The organism is Paenibacillus sp. P46E (assembly GCF_001909095.1).
GTDB classification, from domain to species: domain Bacteria; phylum Bacillota; class Bacilli; order Paenibacillales; family Paenibacillaceae; genus Paenibacillus_AQ; species Paenibacillus_AQ helianthi.
This window is the reverse complement of sequence record NZ_LVYZ01000068.1, coordinates 1-25,013: the sequence shown is the minus strand read 5'-3', so window position 1 is coordinate 25,013 and position 25,013 is coordinate 1. Positions and strand designations below refer to the sequence as shown.

Annotated in this window: 24 protein-coding genes; 23 read left to right on the top strand and 1 reads right to left on the bottom strand. The window is 50.3% G+C overall.

Features of this window, described 5'->3' with window-relative positions; translation table 11 throughout:
• The first annotated feature begins 62 nt into the window (after nt 1–62).
• The 22 genes from A3849_RS25750 to A3849_RS25645 all read left to right on the top strand — a co-directional run bounded on the left by A3849_RS25750 (nt 63) and on the right by A3849_RS25645 (nt 23,224).
• Nucleotides 63–1,547, top strand: a complete 1,485-nt coding sequence (locus tag A3849_RS25750; RefSeq protein ID WP_074113948.1) for a glutamate synthase subunit beta — start codon at nt 63–65, stop codon at nt 1,545–1,547.
• 126 nt (nt 1,548–1,673) lie between these two features.
• Nucleotides 1,674–2,216, top strand: coding sequence for a phosphodiesterase (gene yfcE, locus A3849_RS25745; RefSeq protein ID WP_074113947.1), 543 nt, complete (start codon nt 1,674–1,676; stop codon nt 2,214–2,216).
• A 250-nt stretch (nt 2,217–2,466) separates the two neighbouring features.
• Nucleotides 2,467–3,498, top strand: coding sequence for an agmatine deiminase family protein (locus tag A3849_RS25740; protein WP_074113946.1), 1,032 nt, complete (start codon nt 2,467–2,469; stop codon nt 3,496–3,498).
• Between the two features lie 22 nt (nt 3,499–3,520).
• On the top strand, nt 3,521–4,396 hold the full coding sequence (gene aguB, locus A3849_RS25735) for an N-carbamoylputrescine amidase (protein WP_074113968.1): 876 nt from the start codon (nt 3,521–3,523) through the stop codon (nt 4,394–4,396).
• 349 nt (nt 4,397–4,745) lie between these two features.
• Nucleotides 4,746–5,504: a transporter substrate-binding domain-containing protein gene (locus A3849_RS25730; RefSeq protein ID WP_372237796.1), complete on the top strand. Its 759-nt coding sequence runs from the start codon at nt 4,746–4,748 to the stop codon at nt 5,502–5,504.
• A 99-nt stretch (nt 5,505–5,603) separates the two neighbouring features.
• On the top strand, nt 5,604–6,251 hold the full coding sequence (locus A3849_RS25725; protein WP_074113945.1) for an amino acid ABC transporter permease: 648 nt from the start codon (nt 5,604–5,606) through the stop codon (nt 6,249–6,251).
• A 15-nt stretch (nt 6,252–6,266) separates the two neighbouring features.
• Nucleotides 6,267–6,989 carry an amino acid ABC transporter ATP-binding protein gene (locus A3849_RS25720; RefSeq protein WP_074113966.1) on the top strand — a complete coding sequence of 241 codons (723 nt, stop codon included), beginning with the start codon at nt 6,267–6,269 and terminating at the stop codon, nt 6,987–6,989.
• A gap of 154 nt (nt 6,990–7,143) precedes the next feature.
• Nucleotides 7,144–7,590 (top strand): tellurite resistance TerB family protein, encoded by a 447-nt coding sequence (locus A3849_RS25715; RefSeq protein WP_074113944.1) that lies wholly within the window; start codon nt 7,144–7,146, stop codon nt 7,588–7,590.
• A gap of 122 nt (nt 7,591–7,712) precedes the next feature.
• Nucleotides 7,713–8,309, top strand: coding sequence for a TerD family protein (locus tag A3849_RS25710; RefSeq protein WP_074086628.1), 597 nt, complete (start codon nt 7,713–7,715; stop codon nt 8,307–8,309).
• Nucleotides 8,310–8,338: 29 nt separating this feature from the next.
• On the top strand, nt 8,339–8,914 hold the full coding sequence (locus tag A3849_RS25705) for a TerD family protein (protein WP_074086629.1): 576 nt from the start codon (nt 8,339–8,341) through the stop codon (nt 8,912–8,914).
• A gap of 48 nt (nt 8,915–8,962) precedes the next feature.
• Complete coding sequence (locus A3849_RS25700) at nt 8,963–9,544, top strand: TerD family protein (protein WP_074113943.1); 582 nt, start codon at nt 8,963–8,965, stop codon at nt 9,542–9,544.
• 72 nt (nt 9,545–9,616) lie between these two features.
• Nucleotides 9,617–10,912 carry a TerD family protein gene (locus A3849_RS25695; protein WP_074113942.1) on the top strand — a complete coding sequence of 432 codons (1,296 nt, stop codon included), beginning with the start codon at nt 9,617–9,619 and terminating at the stop codon, nt 10,910–10,912.
• 25 nt (nt 10,913–10,937) lie between these two features.
• Nucleotides 10,938–11,681: a TerC family protein gene (locus A3849_RS25690; RefSeq protein ID WP_074086632.1), complete on the top strand. Its 744-nt coding sequence runs from the start codon at nt 10,938–10,940 to the stop codon at nt 11,679–11,681.
• A gap of 235 nt (nt 11,682–11,916) precedes the next feature.
• The gene (locus A3849_RS25685; protein ID WP_178382801.1) at nt 11,917–13,125 is read left to right on the top strand and encodes an HpcH/HpaI aldolase/citrate lyase family protein; all 1,209 of its coding nucleotides are present in this window, start codon (nt 11,917–11,919) and stop codon (nt 13,123–13,125) included.
• 76 nt (nt 13,126–13,201) lie between these two features.
• A complete protein-coding gene (locus A3849_RS25680) occupies nt 13,202–14,497 on the top strand; it encodes a phosphoribosyltransferase family protein (protein WP_074113964.1) in 1,296 nt (431 codons plus the stop codon).
• On the top strand, nt 14,494–15,648 hold the full coding sequence (locus A3849_RS25675; RefSeq protein WP_074113941.1) for a cysteine protease StiP family protein: 1,155 nt from the start codon (nt 14,494–14,496) through the stop codon (nt 15,646–15,648). Before A3849_RS25680 ends, A3849_RS25675 begins: the two co-directional genes overlap by 4 nt.
• Nucleotides 15,645–16,475, top strand: a complete 831-nt coding sequence (locus A3849_RS25670; RefSeq protein WP_074113940.1) for an HAD family hydrolase — start codon at nt 15,645–15,647, stop codon at nt 16,473–16,475. Before A3849_RS25675 ends, A3849_RS25670 begins: the two co-directional genes overlap by 4 nt.
• A complete protein-coding gene (locus A3849_RS25665; protein WP_074113939.1) occupies nt 16,475–17,545 on the top strand; it encodes an ATP-grasp domain-containing protein in 1,071 nt (356 codons plus the stop codon). Before A3849_RS25670 ends, A3849_RS25665 begins: the two co-directional genes overlap by 1 nt.
• A gap of 24 nt (nt 17,546–17,569) precedes the next feature.
• A complete protein-coding gene (locus A3849_RS25660; RefSeq protein WP_074113938.1) occupies nt 17,570–18,268 on the top strand; it encodes a hypothetical protein in 699 nt (232 codons plus the stop codon).
• Nucleotides 18,269–18,282: 14 nt separating this feature from the next.
• A complete protein-coding gene (locus A3849_RS25655) occupies nt 18,283–19,383 on the top strand; it encodes a toxic anion resistance protein (RefSeq protein WP_074113937.1) in 1,101 nt (366 codons plus the stop codon).
• Between the two features lie 221 nt (nt 19,384–19,604).
• Nucleotides 19,605–22,082: an S-layer homology domain-containing protein gene (locus A3849_RS25650; RefSeq protein WP_074113936.1), complete on the top strand. Its 2,478-nt coding sequence runs from the start codon at nt 19,605–19,607 to the stop codon at nt 22,080–22,082.
• 335 nt (nt 22,083–22,417) lie between these two features.
• Complete coding sequence (locus tag A3849_RS25645) at nt 22,418–23,224, top strand: formate/nitrite transporter family protein (RefSeq protein WP_074102268.1); 807 nt, start codon at nt 22,418–22,420, stop codon at nt 23,222–23,224.
• A gap of 189 nt (nt 23,225–23,413) precedes the next feature.
• On the opposite strand, the gene A3849_RS25640 is transcribed toward A3849_RS25645, so the two are convergent.
• Nucleotides 23,414–23,860 (bottom strand): rhodanese-like domain-containing protein, encoded by a 447-nt coding sequence (locus tag A3849_RS25640; RefSeq protein ID WP_074113935.1) that lies wholly within the window; start codon nt 23,858–23,860, stop codon nt 23,414–23,416.
• Between the two features lie 118 nt (nt 23,861–23,978).
• Between A3849_RS25640 and A3849_RS25635 the strand changes: the two genes are divergently transcribed.
• Nucleotides 23,979–24,848 carry a LysR family transcriptional regulator gene (locus A3849_RS25635; RefSeq protein WP_074113934.1) on the top strand — a complete coding sequence of 290 codons (870 nt, stop codon included), beginning with the start codon at nt 23,979–23,981 and terminating at the stop codon, nt 24,846–24,848.
• Nucleotides 24,849–25,013 lie beyond the last annotated feature (165 nt).

Below are 25,013 nucleotides of genomic sequence, written 5' to 3'. Positions count from 1 at the left end.
GGCAACAATGCCGCCTTTGGATGATTCGGCGGCCAATCAGAGAGACTCGGAGGATGACAGGTATGGGTAAAGCAACAGGATTTCTTGAATATCAGCGGCAGACTCCTGCGGAGTGCGAGCCTTTGGAACGGATTAAGAACTGGAATGAATTTTCGCAGAAGATGGACGAGGAGAAGCTGAAGGAGCAGGGCGCGCGCTGCATGGATTGCGGAACACCGTTCTGCCATGTTGGACGGCTGCTCTCCGGGATGGCCTCCGGCTGTCCGCTGCATAATCTTATTCCGGAATGGAATGATATGGTTTACCGCGGCAACTGGGAGGTTGCGCTGAAACGGCTTCACAAGACCAACAACTTTCCGGAGTTTACCGGACGTGTCTGTCCAGCACCTTGTGAAGGCGCTTGTACAGTGGGGATGAACGGCAATCCGGTCACGATCAAATCGATTGAGAAGGCCATCGTGGATAGAGGTTTTGCTGAGGGCTGGATCGTTCCCCAGCCGCCGCTCAGCCGTACCGGCAAAAAAGTCGCCGTAGTCGGCTCCGGTCCTGCAGGTCTTGCTTGTGCCGCACAGCTTAACAAAGCCGGACATAGTGTAACCGTGTATGAACGTGCGGACCGTATCGGCGGCCTGTTGACTTACGGAATTCCGAATATGAAGCTGGACAAACAAACGGTACAGCGCCGTGTGGATCTGCTGGCGGCAGAAGGTGTTACCTTCGTTACCCGGACTGAGATTGGCAGGGATATTGAAGCATCGCAGCTGAAGGAAGAGCATGATGCATTGGTGCTGTGCGGCGGCTCTACGCAGGCACGTGATCTGGCGCTGGAAGGGCGCGAGCTGCGGGGCATCCATCAGGCGATGGAATTCCTGACACTGAACACGAAGAGTCTGCTCGACTCCGGCCTCGCAGACGGGGAATACATCTCAGCAGCCGGCAAAGATGTGGTCGTTATTGGCGGCGGGGATACAGGTACGGACTGTGTCGCTACCTCCATCCGTCACGGCTGCCGCAGTGTAGTCCAACTGGAGATTATGCCGCAGGCACCGCTTACCCGCCAGGCGGGTAACCCTTGGCCGGAATGGCCGAAGGTGATGAAGGTGGATTACGGCCAGCAGGAAGCAGCGGCCTTGTATGAGGAAGATCCGCGCCGTTATCTTGTGAATACGAAGCGTTTTGTCGGTGACGACGGCGGACATGTGCAGGAACTGCATACCGTGCGCATCGAATGGACCCGGAATGAACAGGGCCGGGTGGTACCGGTAGAGGTTCCTGGCAGTGAAGAAGTCATTCAGGCACAACTTGTACTGCTTGCCCTGGGATTCACCGGACCGGAAGAAACGGTGCTGGGCCAGCTTGGGATTGAGCGGGATGACCGCTCCAATGCCAAAGCCGAGTTCGGAACGCAGGCTACCAATGTGGAAGGCGTATTTGCTGCTGGAGATATACGGCGCGGCCAGAGCCTTGTGGTATGGGCTATTAATGAAGGACGGCAGGCAGCGCGCGAGGTGGACCGTTTCCTGATGGGTTCTTCCAATCTGCCATAATTCATAATATAAGAATGTAAAGTGCAGGGCGCCCCGCGGGCGCCCGCTTTGCGTTAGGGATTCAAGGAGAGTTAAAATAATTAGATACATAGGACAATAGAAGAACAAGGAAAAGGAGAATGCATCATGAAACTGATGTTCATTTCGGATATTCACGGATCACTGCATTGGCTGGAGCAGGCACTGTTGAAGGCGGAGGAGGAGCAGCCGCACACGCTTGTTGTACTGGGCGATTTCCTGTACCACGGGCCGCGAAATCCGCTGCCGGATGGCTATGATCCCCAAGGAGTCGCTGCCAGGCTGAATGCCTACGGCAAATCACTGGTGGCCGTACGCGGCAACTGTGACGCCGAGGTCGATCAGATGCTGCTGCAGTTCCCGATGATGGGCGACTATGTGCTGATCCTTCATGAAGGCCGGAAGATCTATGCCACCCACGGACATGGCTTCAGCATCGACAATCTGCCACAGCTGACACCGGGCGATGTGTTTATTCAGGGTCACACCCATCTGCCGGTAGCGGATGTCAAGGAAGGTATCACGGTGTTGAATCCCGGCTCCATTTCGCTGCCGAAAGAGAACCACCCCAACTCCTACGGAATTCTGGAGAATGGAACTTTCATCATTAAGGACTTTGCAGGAAATATAGTGAAAAAGATCAAGCTCTAAAATACAGCCAAGCCCTGATCCCCCTGGATTTTCCCAGGGGGATTTGCTTGAAATATAAGAATTTATATGCTTCACGCTATAAATTATCCTTCTATTTCTCGCTGAAACGGATACCGTCCTTTTAAGGACGGCGTAGCCGTTTCTACTTATCCGGCAATTGAGCGCATCCTCATATTATTGTATGATGGGTAAGGAGCTTTTCCGGGACAGCCGCGCGCTCCAAATATGAATAGCAGAGGTAATTATAAGAATGTATCCCAAAGACCTAAACTATATCATGCCACCCGAATGGGAAGAGCATGAACGTACCTTTATTTCCTGGCCGGTCCAGGCTTCTATGGTGTTTCCGGACAATTATGAAGCTGTAAGCAGCGGCTATGCCGAGATTATCCGGGCTATTGCCGAGTTCGAGCCGGTAACCGTAGTAGTGAACCCGGAAGAGTTGGAGCAGGTGGATAAGCTGGCTCTGGGAGACAATGTTACATTGCTGCCGATCCGGCATAATGATGCCTGGCTGCGTGACAATGGGCCAACCTTTGTTAAGGGTGAGGATGGAACACTTGCAGGTGTGAACTGGAAGTTCAATGCCTGGGGCGGCAAATATTCACCTTGGGACCTGGATGATGAGGTGGCTCCGCAGATTCTGAAGCAGGTGCAGGTTACCCGTTACGATGCTCCGCTGGTCATGGAAGGCGGATCCATTCATACCGATGGGGAAGGAACACTTCTTACCACAGAGGAATGTCTGCTGAACAAGAATCGTAATCCGGAGCTGGACCGGAAAGAGATTGAAGAATACGTGCGTAAATATACAGGTACAGAAGCCATCATCTGGCTGAAACGCGGCCTGAGCGGTGATGAAACCGATGGGCATGTCGATAATATTGCCTGCTTCGCCGCACCTGGCAAAGTAATCATTCAGGTCTGCGATGACCCGCAGGACGAGAATTATGCAATTACCCAGGAGAACTTAAGGATTCTGGAAAAAGCCGTGGACGCCAAAGGACGGAAGCTGGAGATCATCACGATTCAGCAGCCGCCTCGTACGGATTATGAGGACAGCCGTCTGACTCTCAGCTATTTGAATTTTTATTTTGTGAACGGCGGGATTATTCTGCCGGTGTTCGGAGGAACTGCTGCGGAGACAGATAAACTTGCTGAACAGAAGCTTGCCGAACAGTTCCCGGACCGCAGAATCCGCACGGTGAATGGAATGGCCGTAATTGGCGAAGGCGGCAATGTACACTGCACCACCCAGCAGATGCCTGCCGGGAGATCATAATTTTTGCAAGGAGGACTGAATGGTGAGAAAAGTAAAAGTAGCCGCGACACAAATGAGCTGCTCCGGCGACATAGATGAGAATATCCGCAAGGCGGAAACCCTGGTTAGGGAAGCTGCAGCCCAAGGCGCGCAGATTATTCTGCTCCAGGAGCTGTTTGAAACTCCGTATTTCTGCCAGAAGGAGAAATCGGATTATTATGCCTATGCGACTGAGCTTGAGCACAACAAAGCAGTGAACCATTTCAAAGCTGTGGCAAAAGAACTGCAAGTGGTGCTGCCAATCAGCTTTTATGAAAAGAAAAACTATGCCCGTTACAACTCCCTGGCTGTGATTGATGCCGATGGCACGGTGCTGGGCAAATACCGCAAAAGCCACATCCCGGATGGCCCCGGCTATGAAGAGAAGTTCTACTTCAATCCCGGAGATACCGGCTTTAAAGTGTGGAATACCCGTTACGCCAAAATTGGTGTCGGCGTCTGCTGGGATCAATGGTACCCGGAAGCCGCACGGGTGATGAGTCTGATGGGAGCGGAGATATTGTTCTACCCTACAGCCATCGGTTCGGAGCCGCAGGACGGGTCGATTGACTCCAAAGACCACTGGCAGACCTGCATGCTGGGCCATGCGGCAGCGAATCTGATTCCTGTCGTGGCCTCCAACCGGATTGGGGAGGAAACGGATGAGGAGTCCAGCATTAACTTTTATGGCTCCTCATTTATCGCTGGCCCTCAGGGCAACAAAATTGTCGAAGCCGGGCGGGATGAAGAAACCGTATTAGTAAGTGAATTCGACCTGGACGCTTTGGAGGTTGGCCGGATTGAATGGGGGATCTTCCGCGACCGGCGTCCGGAGCTGTACCGGTTGATTGCTTCGTATGACGGGGATTTGACGTTCTAATCTGTACAACGTTAATGAAAGATAACAACGATTGATATACAGCATAGCACTGGCACCGCCGGAGATATTCACATCTCATGGCGGTGCTTTTTTTTGATAATTGTGACAGCAGTCTGAAGTGATCCTCCAGCGGACAGGCGAAGTAACAGAAAACGGAAAAGGGAGGGAATGTTACAATATAACGATATTGTGTTATAAAATATAACATGTAATAGAAAAGTTAATTGTCATCACTGCTTTAATCTGATAAAATCTCCTTAAGAATTTTACGAATAAGTGGGGGGATTGAAGGATGGGGATCAAAAGGAAATGGGCTATGTCAGCTTTGTTGTCATTCGTGGTGCTTGCGATGGTGGGCTGCGGTTCCAACAATAAGGCGGAAAGTGGCAGTGCCGGCGGGGAGACGATTAAGTTCGCCAGTGACGCGAGCTATGCACCGATGGAGTATATGGATACAGATAAGATCAAAGGATTTGACATCGATTTCATCAAGGCGGTAATGGAAGAAGCCGGCATCGGCTATACCGTTACGAACACGGGGTGGGACACTATGCTGACCAGCGTGAAGCAAGGCACGGAATACCAAGCCGGGTTGTCTTCGGTTTCTATTACAGACGAGCGGAAAGAAACCTATGATTATTCCATTCCTTATTTTGAATCCACCAACATGATTATGGTTAAGGAAGGCAGTGACATCAAGAGTGCGCTTGACCTGAAGGATAAAAAGGTTGCTGTGCAGGCGGCGACTACGGCGGATGAGTTGATGAGCGGTATTATGGGTGTCGACAACGCCAAACTTAAGCGTTTTGACAGCAACGCGGTAGCCCTGATGGAGCTGAATAAAGGCGGAGCCGATGCGGTGGTGGCAGATATCGCTATCGTCAACGAATATATCAAGAACAACCCGAAAGAGAAATTGACAGGGATCATCGATAAGGAAAACTTCGGCTCTGAATATTATGGCATTCTTTATCCTAAAGGCAGTAAATGGAAAGCCAAGCTTGATCCGGCGATCAAGAAAATTATTGAGAACGGCAAATATGCCGAAATCTACAAAACCTGGTTCGGTGAAGAGCCGGACACCCAGACCCTCTTGAAAGCAGAGTAAGCGGACGACCAATTAAGCATGCGTAATGATTGCTATTGCGCATGCTTCTTTTTTTGAACCGAAGAGAAAGATCTAAGCAGAAGAGAAGGGAAGAGTCCTATGGATTTCAGATTTGACATTATCGCTCATTATATACCGGTATTGCTAAGGGGTACGGCTTTTACGATCGGCGTATCCATTGTCTCGATTATATTTGGTTCTATTCTGGGGCTGGGCATTGGTTTTGGCAAAATGGCACCAAAAGCATATTTCCGCTGGCCGTTTCATTGTTACATCAACTTTTTCCGCGGGACCCCGTTGTATGTGCAGATTTTGATTGTCCACTTTGGGGTGATCCCGGCGTTTTACGGCAGCACCAATGTATTAATGACCTCTTTTGTGGCACTCTCCCTGAACTCAGCGGCCTATTCCGCCGAGATATTCCGCGCCGGTATCCAGTCTATTGATCCGGGGCAGCGGGAGGCGGCGGTTTCGCTCGGAATGACCAAATTTCAGGCCATGCGCTTTATCATACTGCCACAGGCTATCAAACGGATGGTTCCTGCATTCGGGAATGAATTTATTGTGCTGGTGAAAGACTCTTCCCTGCTCGCGCTGATTGCCGCACCGGAGATTATGTATTGGAGCAACACGATGAAAGGCCAGTATTTGCGGATATGGGAGCCGTATTTGACCGCCGCATTGATCTATTTCATTCTTACCTATTCCCTCAGCAAGCTGCTCAATTATATCGAACGGAAGGTGTAACCGCATATGGAGCCTATGATCTCAGTTAGACATCTGCACAAATCATTCGGGGCGCACAAGGTGCTCACGGATATCAACGTCGATATTCACATCCGGGAGGTAGTGGTGGTGATCGGGCCTTCAGGCTCGGGCAAATCGACCTTTCTGCGATGCCTGAACCTGCTGGAGCAGCCGCAAGAGGGCGACATTATTATTGAAGGCACTTCCTTGATGGCCAAAACCACCAGGATTAATGATATCCGCACAGAGCTTGGCATGGTTTTTCAGCAGTTCAATCTGTTCCCTCACAAAAAAGTAATCGAAAATATTATGCTCGCCCCGGTTCAGGTCCGCAAATGGCCTGTCGCGCAAGCCCGTCAGAAGGCACTGGAGCTGCTGGACAAGGTCGGTTTAAGGGAAAAGGCAGACGTTTATCCGGCCTCGCTCTCCGGCGGTCAAGCCCAGCGGGTGGCGATTGCCCGGGCGCTGGCCATGGAGCCCAAGATCATGCTGTTTGATGAACCCACCTCTGCACTTGATCCGGAAATGGTTGGTGAGGTGCTGGCGGTCATGAAGGATTTGGCGCGTGAAGGAATGACAATGGTGGTAGTTACACATGAGATGGGCTTTGCCCGTGAGGTGGGAGACCGCGTGCTGTTTATGGAGCAGGGTGTGGTGGTTGAGGAGGGGAACCCGGAGCAATTGTTCGGCCATCCTGCACATGAGCGTACACAAGCCTTCCTGTCCAAGGTGCTGTGAAATTCTGGCAAAGTAGAATCTTCTCGATGAATCGGTTATATTAGAAGTGTAAGCACTGGATATGGAACATTAAGTAAATGTCTGTCGAAACGGCGGAGAGGAGGCTCTGGGATATCTTTTGTTTATCATCACTTAATGATAGAAGGAGAATACGATGAGCACATTTAAAAATTGGTTGAACACCACAAAAAACGGATTGACCGAACAGGTGAAAAAGTTCAAAAATAAAGACTTCATGAACGCAGTTGTTGCGGGCTGTGCCCTGGTAGCTGCTGCCGACGGCAAGATTGAGGAATCCGAAAAGAACAAAATGGCCGGATATATGAATCTCAGCAATGAACTGAAGGTATTTGACATGAAAGATGTCATTAACCAGTTCAACTTCTATGTCAGCAATTTCGAGTTTTCTCCGGAGATTGGCAAGCAGGAAGCGCTGAAGTCCATCGCCAAATTCAGCAACAAACCAGAAATCGGACGCGTAATTGTAGGCGTATGCTCTGCAATTGGGGCGGCTGACGGTGATTTTGACGAGCAGGAAAAAGCGGTTGTGCGGAACATTTGCAGCGTACTGGGACTAAGCCCAAGCGAATTCAGCCTGTAAGCATATTACCGAAGTTCACTATAAACGGATGAAACGTATTTGTTTTTGTGTCGTATCACTGGTATAACACCCACAAGTAAGACTTACAGCTGTGATTCTTTCCGAAACGGAGGTACGTAAATTTGGCTGGTATTAATCTGGTAAAAGGTCAGAAGATTGATTTAACAAAAGGGAATGCCGGACTCTCCGGTGTTATCGTAGGGCTTGGCTGGGACCCGGCTGAGCCGGCACGCGGATTCTTTGGCGTCAAGAAGCAGGCGAACGTGGACTGCGATGCCTCGGCGCTGCTCCTGAACGAGAATGGTAAGCTGACCAACAAGCTGAATCTGGTCTGCTTTCACAACAAGCAGAACCCGAACAGCTCCGTTGTTCACTCCGGGGATAACCTGACAGGTGAGGGTGACGGAGACGATGAGCAGATCAATGTGAACCTGAAGGCAATTCCTGCCGATGTGCACAAGGTCCTGGTCGTAGTCAACATCTATGATGCCGTGAACCGCAAGCAGGATTTCGGGATGATTAAATCGGCGTATATCCGGGTTATTAATGCCACAGGCAATGCCGAGCTGATCAAGTTCAACTTGACGGACAATTACACAGGTTTTACTGCACTGATCTGCGGAGAGCTCTACCGGCATGGCGAGGAATGGAAGTTCGCAGCCATCGGCGAAGGAGCACACGCAGCACATATCAACCAATTGGCTGAGCGTTACATCTAATTCCAATATAAGAAAAGAGGTTTCTATTCATGGCGATTAATTTATCCAAGGGTCAAAAGATTGATTTGACCAAAACGAACCCGGGTTTGTCCAAAATCACAGTCGGTCTCGGCTGGGACACCAATAAATACGACGGCGGTAAAGATTTCGACTTGGACGTTTCCGTCTTTTTGACGAATGCCAGCGGCAAAGTGGATAAAGAGACCAATTTCATTTTCTTCAATAACAAACAGAACGAGAATGCTTCCGTTGTACACACTGGTGACAACCGTACAGGTGAAGGCGACGGAGACGATGAACAAATTCAGGTAGATCTGCTCAATATTCCGGCAGACGTAGATAAAGTGGCATTTACCATTACCATCTACGAAGCTGAGAGCAGAAGTCAGAATTTTGGTCAGGTTTCCCGCTCGTACGTGCGTATCGTAAATGATGCCAACAGCGAAGAATTGATTCGTTTTGACCTGGGAGAAGATTTCTCTGTTGAAACAGGCGTAGTTGTAGGCGAATTGTACCGCAACGGTGCAGAGTGGAAATTTAATGCTATCGGAAGCGGTTATAAGGACGGTCTTGCCGGTCTGACCCGCGATTACGGTCTGCAATAAATTACTGCTCCCGTAAATGAAATTATTCACGAAAGAAGGTTATTGCCAGTGACGATCAGTCTTTCCAAAGGACAGCGGATTGATCTTACCAAGACCAATCCGGGTCTGACGAAGGTAGTTGTGGGACTGGGCTGGGATACGAACAAATATAGCGGCGGCAAGGATTTTGACCTTGATGCCTCAGCCTTTCTCCTCCATGAGGACGGTAAAGCCAAAGGCGAGGATGATTTTGTTTTCTACAACAATCCATCCGGCGGTACCGGCTCTGTAACCCATACGGGAGATAACCGTACAGGGGAGGGCGATGGTGATGACGAACAGATCCTGGTTGATTTCAGCAAAGTTCCCGCCAATATTGAGCGTATCGGGATTACGGTAACTATTTATGATTATGAAGCAAGGGTTCAGAACTTTGGACAAGTCTCCAACGCATTTGTGCGCGTCGTGGATGCCTCCAGTGACCGTGAGATTCTGCGTTTCGATCTGGGCGAGGATTTCTCAACAGAAACTGCCGTTGTGTTCTGTGAATTCTACCGCAACGGGGCGGATTGGAAGTTCCAGGCGGTGGGAAGCGGTTTTGCCGGCGGCCTTAGTGCCTTGTGCAGGAACTACGGGCTCGACGCGCAATAGAAGCTTCAAGGCGGGATCATTAGCGATCCTGCCCTTTTTATACTCTTCTCCATTCATAAAGGTGGCGTAAGAATGAGCATTCAAGTGGTGAAAGGGCAGAAAGCAGATCTGACCAAAGGCAACCCTGGGCTCGATCAAATGGTAGTAGAGATCACCTGGCAAGCCCCTTCTTCAATGGAAATTGACGCCTCAGCGTTCCTCCTGGACTCTCAAGGCAAGGTGCGCGGGGACGACGACCTTATCTTTTATAATAATCCGGCTACATCTTATATCCGCTATAAGGACGTGCCGGGACAAGCCTCCGGAGGCCGCAAGCATTTCGAGGTGGAACTCGCCAAGATTCCTCCAGGCATCATGAAAATCGCATTTACGCTTACACTCTATGACGGCGAAAACCGCAAGCAGATGTTCGGGCAAATGAGTGAAGCGCATTGCCGGATTCTGAACCGGACGACGGGCTCGGAGATCCTGCGATGTAATCTTGGAAATCATTTCTCCATAGAAACGGCTGTTGTGGTAGGAGAATTATATAGATACAGCGATGAATGGAAATTCAGCGCCATTGTGGCGGGTTTTGACGGGGGGCTGCAGGCGCTTTGCAGCAACTATGGTATTGAAGTATCAGAAGAACCGCCGCCGGCCCCTCCGAAACCGGACACGCAAGGGATGCCCGTGCCGCCAGCGCCGGAGATTCCGGTTGTCCGGCCGCCGGCTGTATCCCAACCGCCTTCACAGCGGCAGGAGGCACCTCCTTCTCCGCCGCTGAATCTTAATCTGAAGAAGATTGAGCTGAAGAAAAAGGGAGATTCCATCAACTTGAAGAAATCGGCCTCCGGTCTGGGAGAGGTTCTGGTTAACCTTAACTGGAATCAGAAGCAGGGCGGGGGGCTGTTCAGCCGAAAGGGCGGCGTAGATCTGGATCTAGCCTGTCTCTATGAACTGAAGAATGGCCGCAAGGGCGTTGTTCAGGCGCTTGGCAATGCTTTTGGACATCTCCAGCAGCCTCCCTTTGTCATGCTGGATGGGGATGACCGGACAGGCTCCGTAACCTCGGGAGAAAACTTGCGTATAAACGGAAGTAAGGTTGCAGAGATCGAACGGATCTTGATTTTTGCTTTTATCTACAAGGGAGTTACCCATTGGTCTGAAGCAGATGGTGTGGTCACCATCAAACAGGGTGAAGGGCCGGATATTATCGTCAACTTGGACGAGCATAACAACCGTAAGGGAATGTGTGCCATAGCCATGATTCGGAATGTGGGGAATGAAACATTCAGTATTGAAAGGCTCGTGCAATATTTCAGCGGGCACCGTGAGATGGACCAGGCATATGGATGGGGGCTGCAATGGGTAGCGGGCAGCAAATAAACTATTTTACCGGAGGCATAAGGGGATGAACTGGTTCAGCGATTTTTTTAGGAGTATTAGTGATAACTATGGGCATTTCTTCTCGTGGAGCGATATTACAGGCACACTCTCTGACCCTGTGAGCTGGGGGATCATCGGGAGTCTGGTGCTGCTGGAAGGCCTGCTCTCCGCTGATAATGCGCTCGTGCTTGCAGTTATGGTCAAGCATTTACCGAAAGAGCAGCAGAAGAAGGCGTTGTTCTACGGGATTCTAGGGGCTTATTTATTCAGATTCCTGGCCATTGGCCTCGGAACCTATCTGATTGGATTCTGGGAGGTTAAGGTTGCAGGTGCGCTGTACCTCTTCTATATTGCCTACAAAGGATTGTTTAAAGGCGGTGGCGAGGAGGGCGAGACGAAGAACAGAGGCACCTCCTTCTGGAAGACTGTACTCCTGGTTGAATTAATGGATATTGCGTTCAGCATTGATAGTGTCATTGCTGCATTTGGTCTTAGCAATAAAGTCTGGGTGCTCTTCCTGGGCGGTATTCTCGGCGTGTTGATGATGCGCGGAGTGGCGCAGCTGTTCCTGAAGCTGATTGCCAGATTCCCTGAACTGGAGCAAACGGCGTTTCTGCTCATTGCTATTATTGCAGGCAAGATGCTGGCGGGAGCTATTGGCTATGAAATGCCACATGTGGTGTTCTTCACCATCCTGATCGCAGTGTTCGTGGGAACAATCTTGTACAGTTCCGGCAAGAAGAAAAGAGAAGCCAACCGTAAGGCTTAAGCATGTGGAAGTAAAAGAAGATCGGCAGAGTTTTATGGCGATGGGAGTGCACAGGGAAGGTGCGCCTCCCTCATCTGCCGGGTAATCGTATAGGTTATAGCATGGCCCTTTGCTTGTATTTGAGAAAGCCGGATGCCGTCCCCGAGAGGACGGCGCAGCCGGTTCTACTGCTCTTTATAAGGAGAGGTTATTTGTTGTTTAGCGCTTCTTCGTGAACCAATAAGGGGGAAAGGCCTTGAGATACTTCGATTACCTGACCAAAGAGCAAGAAATGTCCTTATTCTATTCTCCGCCTGTTAAGTTTGACTCATCTACCCCCAAGGAGCTCCTGGCATACGCGGTTGGAGCTGCCCTGTATATGCCCGCTACCCGTTCCAGTGTCGCTGAAGATATTTTGAAGCTCAAGGCTTCAGGTCTGGTAACGGTGATTATGGATCTGGAGGATGCGATTGGCGATGGTGAGGTTGATTTTGCCGAGGAGTCTGTCGTAAGACACCTTGCCTTCCTGTCCGCGTATGCCGATAATGAGCCTGATTTACGGAACAGTCTTCCACTGCTGTTCATCCGTGTACGCAATCCGGAGCAGCTGCAGCAGCTGATTTTCCGGCTGGGCACCCTGATTACCATGGTGACCGGCTTTGTTTTCCCGAAATTCACCTTAGAGAACGGTGTGGAATATTTCGAAGCGATCGCTGATTATAACAGCTCCCGCAGCTATTCGGCGCCTGTGCTGTACGGTATGCCGATCTTGGAGAGCGCACCGGTTATTTACCGGGAAAGCCGGCTGGATACCCTGCTTGGAATCCGCGCTTTATTGGGAGAATACCGTGACTATGTGCTGAATGTCCGCATTGGGGCTACGGATTTCTCTAGCCTGTTCGGGTTGCGGCGCAGTCCGGATATCAGCATTTATGATCTGACACCAATCCGAGACTGCATCTCGGATATTATCAATGTGTTCGGCCGGGTGGAGGAAGGTTACGTCATCTCGGGACCGGTGTGGGAATACTTCGGGAGTAAGGAACACCGGGTGCTGCGTCCGCAGCTCAGGCAGACTCCTTTTGAAGACACCTACGGCAAACAGGGCCGCGAAATCCGTGAATCCTATATTACCAGGTCGGTGGATGGTCTTTTCCGTGAAGTGCTTTTGGATAAGGAAAACGGAATCGTCGGCAAAACAATCATTCACCCCTCCCACCTTAGACCTGTACAGGCTATGTATACCGTCATGCATGAGGAGTATGTGGATGCCCTGAGTATTGTGGAGAGCAATGATGGCAGCCGTGGTGTGTTCAAAAGCGAATACTACAACAAGATGAATGAAATTAAGCCGCATTTGAACTGGGCAAAACGTATCTTATTACGATCTCAAATATACGGGGTGTTACATGAACAACAGCATTTTGTCGGATTATTGCCCGAGAACGAATACACACACGTTTAATATCGTCGAAAACCTGCAGGTCAAGGTGACTGAAACCTCCAATCCTTTTCATATGCCGGTTGAAACTTTATTCTCCATGGCAGCCCGCATCAACAAAAAACGTTCGTTCCTCTTTGTCAGCAAGGTGCTCGGTAAGCATATTCCTGTCAATCCATATACCCCGCTGCTCAGCGGAGCTGCGTTGGCACTCTTACTCTATCGGGAGATGAATGGAGAAGCTGCGTATAACTCGATGATGGACAGGCTTCTGGATCAAGCGGTTCAAGGCATGATTCATCCGGAGTATGCGGAGGCAGCTTATCATGATTTGCTCGAAGCCCGGCTGGTTCTTCCTGAGCGTGTTTTATTCATCGGCTTTGCCGAAACGGCAACGGCTCTGGGCCATAGTATGTACAACATTTTTGCTGCGGGTGCATCCTATATTCATACTACCCGCGAAGACATTCCGCAGCTTGCATCGGTGGTCAGCTTTGAGGAAGAACATTCTCATGCGGTTGATCATTTATGCTATGCCCTGAATGCTGAACTGCTGTCCGGGGAAGAACCGATTGTGCTGGTGGACGATGAGATTACTACCGGCAATACAGCGATCAATACCATCCGTGATATCCAGTCCAAGTTTCCGCGCAAGGAATATGTGGTTGCTTCACTGCTCGATTGGCGCAGCGACTCCAATATTCAGGCGTACCGTAATCTGGAGCAGGAGCTGGGCATCCGCATTCGGGCGTTAAGTTTGCTGCAGGGAACAATTGAAGTCACAGGCACCCCTCAGCTGAACCTGGTGGAATCGGGTTCCCACACTTCCGCTGCTACTGAAGCTCCTGTGATTATCACGTATGTACAGGATGGTCTGGAACGGCTGAATGTGACCTCCGCAGATTCGTTAGGAGAAATTAACGCTTCACCCTATCTAAGACAGAGTGGCCGTTTTGGATTGGAATCGCAGGATAACAGGCAGCTGGATCAAGGGATAGCCCAGGTAGCGTTACAGCTTCGCGCCCTGCGTGAAGGGGCAAATGCGCTTGTGCTTGGCGTTGGCGAGTTCATGTACCTGCCTATGAGGATTGCAGCGGAGATGGGTGAAGGGGTCAAATATCAATCCTCCACCCGCAGCCCGATTCATCCCGACCGGCGTCCGGATTATGGTGTACACAGCGCAGCGGCGTATCCTTCGGCTGGCGATCCCGGAATTTCGAATTATATTTATAATGTGGATCCGGGCCGGTATGATGATATTTTTGTGCTTCTTGAGCGTGATGTGCCCCGCCGGAGGATGGAACCGATGACGGATATTCTGAAGCGGCTGGCAGGGAACAAGGTGCATCTAATCATACTTGCCCCGGATACGGAAGAGGGAGGCTTGGTCGGATGAAGGGAACAGAACTTGATGAGCATATGAATAGAAGAATCGCGCCGCCCGTACCGCTGGGCAGTTATCCCCCGTCCGATGTTACATTCCTGCTTAAGGATCTCAGCAATGTGTCCTTGGAGCGCCCGACCGCTGAACGGGAAGAGGCGATCCAGTCCGGTGTACATTATTCTGAAATGCTCCCGGTTGAATACCAGCCGACAGCCCAGTATATTGAACTGTTCCATGAGACACTTCAGCAATCGGCGGAGAAGGTGGCGTTGGAAGTTGCTATTGTCTCCGAAATGATTGTAGCTCAGCGGGGGACTGAGGGTACTGTGCTGGTGTCCCTGGCGAGAGCGGGCACTCCCATTGGAGTGTTGATTAAGCGATATATCGCTGAGCGTTACGGGGTGGAGCTGCCCCATTACAGCATTTCAATTATCCGGGGCAAAGGCATTGACGAGAATGCCATTCTCTATATGCTACAGCAGCACGGAACGGATGCGAAGCTGCAGTTTATTGACGGCTGGACCGGCAAAGGCGCTATCCGCCGGGTATTGATAGAGGCATGCAGCAGTATGTATAAGAAATATGGAATTATTCTTAGCGATGATCTGGCAGTGCTTGCCGATCCGGGGCATTGCTCGGGGACGTTTGGGACCCGGGAGGACTATCTGGTTCCGAGTGCGTGTCTGAACTCTACGGTGTCCGGGCTGATGAGCCGTACGGTTCTGCGTGGCGACCTCATTGGACCGGAGGAGTTCCATGGTGCCAAATTTTACAAGGAGTGGCTGGAGACGGATCTCTCGAATGTGTTCATTGAGGCGATTACACCCTATTATCCTTCGGTGATAGAGGAAGCCCAGGACGTTGCAGCAGGCATGCTGGCTTCTCCTCCTGAGATTTCCTGGCAGGGACTGCGGGATATTCAGAGTATTCAGGAAGCCTTCGGCATAGCGGATATTAATCTGGTGAAGCCGGGGGTTGGCGAGACTACACGCGTGCTGCTGCGCAGAGTACCGTGGAAAATTCTTGTCGATACTATGGACAACCCGAATCTTCGTCATATTCTGCTGCTGGCGGAGGACCGCGGCGTTCCGGTCGAGGTTTTCCCCGGCCTTACTTATTCCTGTTGCGGGATTATCAAGCCGCTGAAAGGGGAACGCGAATGATCTATGCCAGCGATCTGGACCGCACCCTGATCTACTCCCCCAGTGCGATTGGCGTTCCCGAGGATTCCCCGGGCCTTGTTCCGGCTGAGGTGATCGACGGGAGGACGGCATCCTATATTTCGCTGCATGCCCTGGATCTGCTTAAGGAGCTTGCAGCCAAAATAATTTTTATGCCGGTAACGACACGGACGGTGGCACAGTACAGACGGATTAACCTGTTCCAGAACACGGTTATTCCCGATTACGCAGTAACCAGTAATGGCGGAAATATTCTGGTGAACGGGGTTGTGGATCAAGAGTGGCGGGCAACGATAGGCAGGCTGGTGGAACAGGGGTCAGCGGCGGCTGAGGAAGCCGGAAGGCTTGTACGGTCTGTGGTCCGGGCAGAATGGACCATCAGTGAGCGTTATTGCGACGAGCTGTTTTACACCTTTGTCGTTCATCGTGATTTGCTTCCCTTGGATGAAATCACAAGGCTGGCGGAACATTTGGACGGTATGGGCTGGAAGGTTTCGCTGCAGGGCCGTAAGCTGTACGTAGTCCCTGAGGCAGTCAACAAAAGTGATGCAATTATCCATGTGCGGCGTACCGTTCACTCTGAGCCCATGGTGGCTTCAGGCGATTCCCTGCTGGACAAAAGCCTGCTGGCGAGCGCTGATTACGCGATAGCCCCTTGCCATGGAGAAATATTTGCCGAGCAGCAGGCAGGTCTAGTAAAATTAGATTATCCCTTTACGAAGAAGGCCGGTGTATTTGCCGGGGATGAGATTATGGAATATGTACAGAAGCTGTACAACAATTTGACAGCACTAGGAGTTGGGCCATAATGAAAAAGGTAAACATTTATTTTAACCGGTGGTTTTCCGTAGCCTTTCATTATATGAACCTCATCCGCAACAATGAGGATGGCATCCCTGTTCAAATCTTCGCCACCCATCCCGATATCCGGCATATGTCGCTGCAAGGCGCTGATGTTGCCGGAACCGAGCCTATACTTGAAGGGATCGAATATGTGCAGTTTTGTGTGGATTTCTGCCGCAGCAATGAGATTGATATTTTTATTCCGCGGCTGCACATGCTGGACATTGCCTTACATGCTTCTATGTTCGATGCCATAGGTACCAAAGTGCTTGTCTGCCGTGATCTGGACCTGCTGGAGAAGATTATGGACAAGGGCAAGTTTTATGAGAGTGTCAAAGAGAGCGGAATCATGACGATTCCGGATTACCATGTGGTTAGCACTGCGGAGCAATTCCAGGCAGCATATGAGGATCTTACAGCCAAAGGGCATCAGGTTTGCTTCAAGCCGACTGAAACCGAGGGCGGGCTTGGCTTCCGCATCATTGATAATACCCGCAATCCTTTGCAGGAGCTTTTTGGCCATGTCACGCCTTACATATCTTTTGAAGATGCACACCGCATCCTCTCCAGTGTGGATTCTTTTCCGAATCTGATGGTGATGGAGCTTCTTGAAGGCTTGGAGTACAGCATAGACTGTCTGGCCGACGAGAACGGAAGACTGCTTGCGGCGGTGCCGCGCCGTAAGGCAGGCGGGCGTCTGCGGCTGATGGAGCATATCCCGGAGCTGGAGCAAATTGCTTCACGCGTGGCCGAGTCTTACCGGATTCCATTTAATTTCAATATCCAAATGAAATACAGCGGCACGATTCCCAAGTTGCTTGAGATTAACCCCCGGATGTCCGGGGGGCTGCATATCTCCTGCCTGTCGGGAATTAACTTCCCTTACCTGGCGGTCAAAAGCGCACTGGGCGGCGAAGTTCAACCGGCGGGATTCGCCGGCAATGTGCTGGCCAGTCATGTGGAACAGCCGCTGATCATGAGAATAAACGGCGAGTCCGTAGTTACGGATGCCGTGAACCTGAGCGGCAGTTCATAAGCTTGCTCACAAGAGGTGAGAACAATGCAATTAAAAGGAAAAGTATTATTGTACGGTGGAGCCGGCTATATCGTTGCCTTGCTGACGAGTGCTTTTATACCTGAGATGGTCTCACTGCTGCTGCCGGTGGCCGGTGCAGGCGTCGCGATTATAGGCCGCAAACAGCGGAGCAATCTGCCTGCAGAGGTACTTCCGGCTGGACAGGGGGAAGAAGTGCCTTCACCTGCAGCCCGTAGCCTTGAGGCGGTCAGCACTTCCAGCGGGTCTGCCGCCGCAAATGGACAAGCCTATGCCGGACGCGAGAGAGCCGGGATTCAGATCGGAGCCGAATTCGCTCCGGTGGTGGAGTATCTCAGTATTTTGGAGGATATGATTATTTCTGAAGGGCAGAAGGATACGCTCGATAATGAGATTGTCGAGAAGTCGCTGGCGCTCTTTGCCAGACTGCAGCGCATCATTCCTTTGCTGCAGGAGCTGGGTAACGGGGAGATTAATCATACCGTCCGCAGGCTGGTGCTGAAGGATCTCAATGGTGTAATCAATCCGTTTCTGCGTTTGGGTGGTGAAGCCAAAACAAGAAACCGGAGAATGCTGCTGAACGGTCTGCGTGATGTCGATACCAAGATTTCGGATATCGCCTCGACGATCGAGCATAAAGACCTGATGGAACTTCAGACCAAGGCGGAACTGATTCATCAGCGTTACAGCAGTTCCGAATTATAGGAGGAGGGAAACCCATGTCCACGCAGTTGATTGAGCTCAAAAAAGAAGATGAGCAGAAGGTTGCCCTGGAGGCCTCTCAGCTCATTGAGAAGGTCGCCAAGACAGATACCGTTGCCCTGGATTCCTTAATGGATGATATCGGCAAGCTGGGAGTGAAGACGCAGGAGAAGGCGGGGCAGACCCTGAAGCTGCTGGACCGGCCGGTGAATGATCTGATGTCCGGCAAACGTGTAGAAGTGCCGAATATGATTATGAAGCTGCGCAATGAGTGCGAGACACTCCAGCAGAGCAAGAACGTCAGCTTTTTTGGCAAAATGCTCCGCAAGAGTCCGCTCAAGAATTACGTATACAAGTATCAGTCTGTCCGTACGAATATTGACGCGATTATAACCGGCTTGCGTGACGGACGCGATACGCTCGAAGAGAGCATCGTCAATATGCGCCAGCTCAAACGCACCTCTATGGAGGAGATTTACAACCTGCAGACCAAAATCGCCTTCGGCAACAAGCTGAAGGAGCTGTTCGAGGCTGAAATCGCCAAACCCGAAAATGAGTTCCGCAAGGCATATCTGGAACGCGGGCTTCGTAAGGTTATGGTCCGAATCCAGTCTATGACCGAAATGATTCTCCTCTACAACCAGGCGATTGCCGCTACGGATATCATCAACGACAACAACGATAAGCTGATCGATTCCGTAAATAACGCGATTGATAAGACATCGAATCTGATCACGGTCTCGGCGATGATTGCCATGTCTCTGGCCGACCAGGAGAATGTCATCTCTGCCGTGGAAGCGACGAATAAGACCATTGAAGATCAATTCAAGGAGAACGCGCGTCTGTTGCGTACCACTACGGAGAAAACGACAGAACTGCTCTCCAAGCCTTCTATGTCGCTCGAAGCTGTTAATCAGGCTATTGGCGATCTGTTGAGCGCTTTGGATACCTCTGAACAATCCAACCGCCGGATCATTGAGAGCTGCCAGGATTATACGTCCAAAATGACAACCATCAATACGCAGCTGAACAACCGCCTCGGATTGAATGAAGGCTCACAGCCGCAGGCCTTGAAGCAGGCGGACACCGACAGCGGGCTTAGTAACTTTTTGAACTAAGGATTATAGGAAAAAAAGATATACACGTATTGCGACAAGCCTGCTGAGTACTCGGTGGGCTTTTTGGTGTGGGCACTATGTTAAATATATTAATTTACTATTATTTTTATATGGGATAATATGAAATTGTTTACATTCATTTATTTGGTAATTAATGCGGTAGAGGGACTCCGACTTGCTTATTGGTCTGAGAAGAACATACATACGGGAGGTTATTATTGATGGGCAGGAAGTTACAAGGGCTTTTAGCGGGGGTATTGGGAATAAGTATGCTTCTAGGCTCGATGGGAGCGGCAGGAGCCGAGGGTACCAAAGATTACGAAGGGCACTGGGCGCAGAAGACCATAGAACAATGGCTCAGCAGTGGCAACTTGAAAGGGTTCCAGGATGGTTCGGTCAAGCCTAACCAGAGCATTACAAGAGCAGAATTTATGACCTTGGTGAACCGGTCTTTTGGATTCTCGGAGATTGCCAAGGTCAGCTTTTCCGATGTGGCTTCCTCCAGCTGGATTTCCAGTGAAGTAGCGAAGGCGGTCGCAGCCGGATATATCCAAGGCTTTAACAATGAGATGCGGCCTAATGATTCAATAAACCGTCAGGAAGCAGCTGTTATGATTAGCAAGCTTCTTAAGCTTGAGCTGGGAGCTACGGACAATTTGAAAGTATTTAATGATGCCGGTCAGATTGCCGTTTGGGCCAAAACCAGTGTAGCTGCAGCAGTCAAGGCAGGACTCCTTAAGGGATATCCCAACGGAAGCTTCGCTCCTGTTCAGGCCCTTACCCGTGCCGAGTCATTGACACTGATTGATCATGCGGCAGAGGTTGTCCAACCTGCATCAACCTCAACTCCTGCTGTGACCCCCTCCCCATCCCCGACTGCAACTGCGACAGCAGCAGTTGGTGGCGGTGGCGCTGGTACTGGCGGCGGCGGCGGTGCAGCCCCAACTGCAGTGCCAACTGTAGCTCCAACTTCAGCTCCAACTGCAGCCCCAGCTACAACACCAACCCCAACACCGAACTTGCCTGTGAGCGATATCCCGATTTTGAACGTTCATATTTCCGCTTCTCCGAATGCTAAAGTAACGAATGCCGTTTACCTGGAATTTGACTACAGTGCAGTACCAACAACAGCTATCGATTACAACACATATGCTACTTACTATGTTACTGCCACACCAATTACCTCCAGAGATCTTAAGTGGGAGCTTGGAACAAGAAGATCTGTCATTACTCTGCCTTCTTACCTATATTTAGCTACTACGCATGTTGGGGTGAATGTACCAAGCCAGTATGTCCCTGCGGGCGGGGATTATTATGTAACAGTTGTTTTCAGAAAACAAGACCAGGCTGTGGGCTACTACTCACAAAAAATAAATCTGCAGCCGTCTCATGTCTCCTCTCCCGGAAATCTTGTAAAACTGGAGAGCGGTGTTGCGATTGAACAAAGAAAGCAGACGTTCAATATTAACATTAACGGCGGGGATCATTACTCAGACGTTATTGATGTTACGTATGCTTTGGAAAAGCAAAATGGCAAGGCTGTGTACTACACCATTTCTCCTAGATACATTTCGAATATCGATAATAAATATGAGGTTGATGATATCGTCACCTTCTCGCGAAACCTATACACTGATAAAGTGGTCAGGGTGATTGATACAAATTATCCTGTTAGTGAGCGTACTGATCAAATTCCGCTGGCGTTTGAGTCACTCCAAAACAACAATACTTATAATGAACAAGAGTATACTATTATTTTTTATGACAAGGATTTGCAGGCGCTTAGCTATTACCAAGGAAAAGTGAACCTGAGCAATGAATTAGCGATTGATGCAGCCAATAAGAGAATTGATGACATTCAAGGCTACCCGGCACTGGATGTGGAGAGTGCTATTATAAAAGCATCACGGGCGTATTCCGCACTTACTGATGCACAGAAGGCCTTCATTAGCCAGAGCAGAACGACAAAGCTTGAAACGGCTCTGGATCAGCTTGAAACGATGAAACACTCCGGCCCGCTGGGAAATAGCCTTTCGCTGGTTTCTGGTTCAATCTCTAACCCATCCATGAAGTTCAACGGCACCACGTTATCGGCATATTCAGCGGAATTCCCATATAACATACGCAATGAGGTTGCAACTGAATCGTTCTATATTACGGACAATCCGGTTACTTCGGAAGATTTGGCAGTGCCGAGTAAATACGGCAAACTGCCATACTCCGGCATGAACTATCTTCCTGTGGCGGGATTGACAGGGAATCATTATGTAACGGTTGTGTTTTACGATAAAAATGGTAACCCGCTGCGTTACTTAACACAGCAAAAAGATTTTACGATCACTATTCCGACATGGGACGGATCAGCGGTTGAGGTTCATGAGGGCCTAACCCTGGAGCGGGGATATAGCAATGGCAGCCGTTCTGATTATGTCATCTTCGAGAATTATGTGAAGGCTCATCCCGAAGCGGTATATGTAACGGCCAACTCCAAATCAGATTTTGGAATGAATCAGAGCTTTACGCCAGAACATGCAGTACAGCAATTGAATGAATATGGTAGGACTAGCAGCTATCCATTCTTTCGAATGTCCTATGTAACGAATGAAGCTCTAACAGGTATGACCGAAGACTATATTATCGTTTTCTATGATAAGAATTTTAAAGCCATCAGCTATTACCTGGGAAGCTTGGCCGATTAATCAAGGAGTGAAACCCGATCATAATCCACCGCTCCCCCACATAAGTTGTCACTGAGGCGGCATATGGAGGAAGTGGGGATAAGCGGATGATTCTGGGGTGTTTGATACTTGTGCTTATCGTCGTAGCCAGCAGTGAGAAGGCAGAGGCTATTGTCAGGTTGAATGATCCGGGCGATGACTGTTAGGGCAGCAGTGTTAGGGTTCTCCGATTAGAATCCAAAAAATTTAAGATATTCCGTGGTTCAAGCGATTTCCAGCGGTTTATTGGGTATAATAACCCAGAGGCTGTCTTGTGCCTCATATCGCTGAAAATACGAAGCTAATGCGGAGGTCACATGGAGAACGAGGCACTGCTGCAGGTTGAGAAGCTGGCTCTGAAGAAACAGAAGATTTACAAGCAAAGTATTTTCCGTTATATCGCCAGGGCAATGCTGGCCAGTATGTTCATTGGCTTCGGTGTCATCGTAGCGTTCAAGACCGGTAACTTTTTCTACATGGAGCATTCGCCGATGACGTATCCGATGGCAGCGATTACGTTTGGAGCAGCCATCATTCTGATCTCGTATGGCGGAGGCGATTTATTCACCGGAGACACCTTTTATTACACGTATGCCGCCTTAAGACGCAAAATGCAGTGGACCGAGGTTGTGCGGATGTGGGTCATGAGCTACATCGGCAATATTCTCGGGGCCACAGCATTTGCACTGCTGATTTTTTTGACGGGGTTATTCTATGACTCCAGTGTGAACGGATTTCTGCTGAATGTGGTGGCGCACAAGATGGAAGCCCCAACGATGCAATTGTTCTTCCGGGCAATTCTTTGTAACTGGCTGGTATGTCTGGCCTTTTTTGTCCCTATGTCTATGAAAAGCGATGGAGCCAAAATGTTCGCGATGGTTCTGTTCGTCTTCTGCTTCTTCATTTCCGGCTATGAACACAGTATCGCCAATATGTGTACGTTTGCGATTGCACTCGTGCTGGATCATCCCGGTACGATCTCCTGGGGAGGTGTTCTCCACAATCTGGTGCCGGTTACTTTGGGAAATCTGATCGGAGGCGGCGTGCTGATGGGCGTAATGTATTATTATGTGAACAAGCCGTTTCTGGATGAGCAGCATGACGAGCCTAAGGATACGCACTAAGAAAAGAGGTACAGCCACATGATTAGCGGCTCTGCAGTGTGCCGATAACCGGCCCCATCGAATCGGCATCAGCCAAAGCCTAAGTCTCAAGCAAGCCCGCTTCCGCCTAACCGTGGAGGACGGGCTTGTTTGTTGTTAAATAATTTCCGCCAAAAAATAGACTGTCATCCAAATTGGCGAATACCGCACTTATTCCTGCTGCGTATTCCAGTATAGGGGCGCTTTCTCGCCAAGCGTGCCTTCCAGTGCTCCGCCTTCTTTGCGCCAGTACTCAATACCTCCGAGCATTTCCTTCACCGGATAGCCTTGGGCAGCCAGTCTGGTAGCGGCTTTGCTGGCTCCATTGCAGGCAGGGCCCCAGCAGTAGAGTACCAGGACCTCTCCAGGGGAGAGCTCCGGGGAGCCACTAGTAAGTCGGCCCGAAGGCAGGGACACAGCTCCGGGCAGGTGGGCTTCCCCGTAGGAGCGGGTGTCGCGGACATCCACCAGCGTAAACCCGGTGATGCCCTCACGCAGATCAAACGCCACATCAGCCACATCGGTTTCAAAGGAACCCTTAGCTGTAAAATAACTCAGCGCTGCTGCAGGATCGGCTGCGGGCACAGCCAGTACCTGTGATTTAGGTGTAATGTTCATTAAGATCCCTCCTCTGGGATATCGTGCTGGCTATATTGTATAATGGATCTATAATTGTAGTTATCTATAGTGCTTGATAATAACTATCGAAATTTTCGATAGTTCGGGAGAAATTACGATGGAACTCACCTATTTGCGGACCTTTTGTGAAGTAGTATCCAGCGGAAGTTACACACGGGCGGCAGAGAAGTTAGGCTACGCCCAATCAAGCGTAACTGCGCAAGTGGCCAAGCTTGAGGAAATGTACGGTGCGATTCTGCTCGAGCGTTCGGGACGAGGGATGATTCCGACCTTTGCGGGGAATAATCTTCTGCCGTATGCCCGGCAAATGCTGGCGCTCAGCGAAGAGGCCAAGGGAATGATTGCAGGCGGAGACCGGGGTGTATTGAATATCGGGGCGATAGAGACCCTTGCGGCCTATTATCTGCCACACCGGCTGCACCGCTATAGATTACGGTATCCCGAGGTGCAGCTTCGTGTTCAGCCCGGCTCGGAGGACGGGATTATTGCGGCGGTTAAAGATAAATCAGCAGATTTCGGACTGATCTTTGATGTGACGTATAGGTCCGATGAGATTATCGCACTGCCGCTGCGCCAAGAGCCGTTGTATGTAGTCATCCATCCGGAGCATAGGTTTGCCAAAGAAGCGGAGGTTGCTTCCAATCAGCTGGCTAACGAGCCGTTAGTACTGACGGAGGATACATGTACTTACCGCAGGCAGTTAGTGCACGAGCTCAAGGCAGCGGGTATTACACCGCGTATAGACATGGAATTCGGAAATCTTGAGGGAATCAAGCAGGCGGTGCGGCATCAGTGGGGGACAGCCTTCTTGCCGCGCTATGCCATTGAGGAGGAACTGAGCACGGGTGTTTTAACCGGAATTCCCTTGACCGGGAAGCAAGAGAAGTTTTACATTCAGCTCATATACCGCAAGGAGCGCAAGCTATCCCCGGCCTTTGAACACTTTATTGCAGAGATGCAGCGGTAACGGTTCTTGAGGTACAACTGCATTCCGGCAAAAAAAACGCCTCCGGCCAGAAATGGGCTGGAGGCGTTTCGAATAGATCAGCTATATGTCTACCATTTGGAGCCGCCAGAGGAGTTTCTGCCGGATTTGCCTCCCCCGCCGCCCCAGGAAGAGCCCCCGGAGGAA

Coding starts and splice junctions, on each gene's coding strand:
- A3849_RS25720 (WP_074113966.1), top strand. CDS start 6,267: ATGATCTCAGTTAGACATCTGCACAAATCATTCGGGGCGCACAAGGTG.
- A3849_RS25675 (WP_074113941.1), top strand. CDS start 14,494: ATGAAGGGAACAGAACTTGATGAGCATATGAATAGAAGAATCGCGCCG.
- A3849_RS25665 (WP_074113939.1), top strand. CDS start 16,475: ATGAAAAAGGTAAACATTTATTTTAACCGGTGGTTTTCCGTAGCCTTT.
- A3849_RS25750 (WP_074113948.1), top strand. CDS start 63: ATGGGTAAAGCAACAGGATTTCTTGAATATCAGCGGCAGACTCCTGCG.
- A3849_RS25725 (WP_074113945.1), top strand. CDS start 5,604: ATGGATTTCAGATTTGACATTATCGCTCATTATATACCGGTATTGCTA.
- A3849_RS25655 (WP_074113937.1), top strand. CDS start 18,283: ATGTCCACGCAGTTGATTGAGCTCAAAAAAGAAGATGAGCAGAAGGTT.
- A3849_RS25690 (WP_074086632.1), top strand. CDS start 10,938: ATGAACTGGTTCAGCGATTTTTTTAGGAGTATTAGTGATAACTATGGG.
- A3849_RS25695 (WP_074113942.1), top strand. CDS start 9,617: ATGAGCATTCAAGTGGTGAAAGGGCAGAAAGCAGATCTGACCAAAGGC.
- yfcE (WP_074113947.1), top strand. CDS start 1,674: ATGAAACTGATGTTCATTTCGGATATTCACGGATCACTGCATTGGCTG.
- A3849_RS25730 (WP_372237796.1), top strand. CDS start 4,746: ATGGTGGGCTGCGGTTCCAACAATAAGGCGGAAAGTGGCAGTGCCGGC.
- A3849_RS25680 (WP_074113964.1), top strand. CDS start 13,202: ATGGCAGCCCGCATCAACAAAAAACGTTCGTTCCTCTTTGTCAGCAAG.
- A3849_RS25660 (WP_074113938.1), top strand. CDS start 17,570: ATGCAATTAAAAGGAAAAGTATTATTGTACGGTGGAGCCGGCTATATC.
- A3849_RS25650 (WP_074113936.1), top strand. CDS start 19,605: ATGGGCAGGAAGTTACAAGGGCTTTTAGCGGGGGTATTGGGAATAAGT.
- A3849_RS25640 (WP_074113935.1), bottom strand. CDS start 23,860: ATGAACATTACACCTAAATCACAGGTACTGGCTGTGCCCGCAGCCGAT.
- A3849_RS25670 (WP_074113940.1), top strand. CDS start 15,645: ATGATCTATGCCAGCGATCTGGACCGCACCCTGATCTACTCCCCCAGT.
- A3849_RS25705 (WP_074086629.1), top strand. CDS start 8,339: ATGGCGATTAATTTATCCAAGGGTCAAAAGATTGATTTGACCAAAACG.
- A3849_RS25715 (WP_074113944.1), top strand. CDS start 7,144: ATGAGCACATTTAAAAATTGGTTGAACACCACAAAAAACGGATTGACC.
- A3849_RS25645 (WP_074102268.1), top strand. CDS start 22,418: ATGGAGAACGAGGCACTGCTGCAGGTTGAGAAGCTGGCTCTGAAGAAA.
- A3849_RS25740 (WP_074113946.1), top strand. CDS start 2,467: ATGTATCCCAAAGACCTAAACTATATCATGCCACCCGAATGGGAAGAG.
- A3849_RS25635 (WP_074113934.1), top strand. CDS start 23,979: ATGGAACTCACCTATTTGCGGACCTTTTGTGAAGTAGTATCCAGCGGA.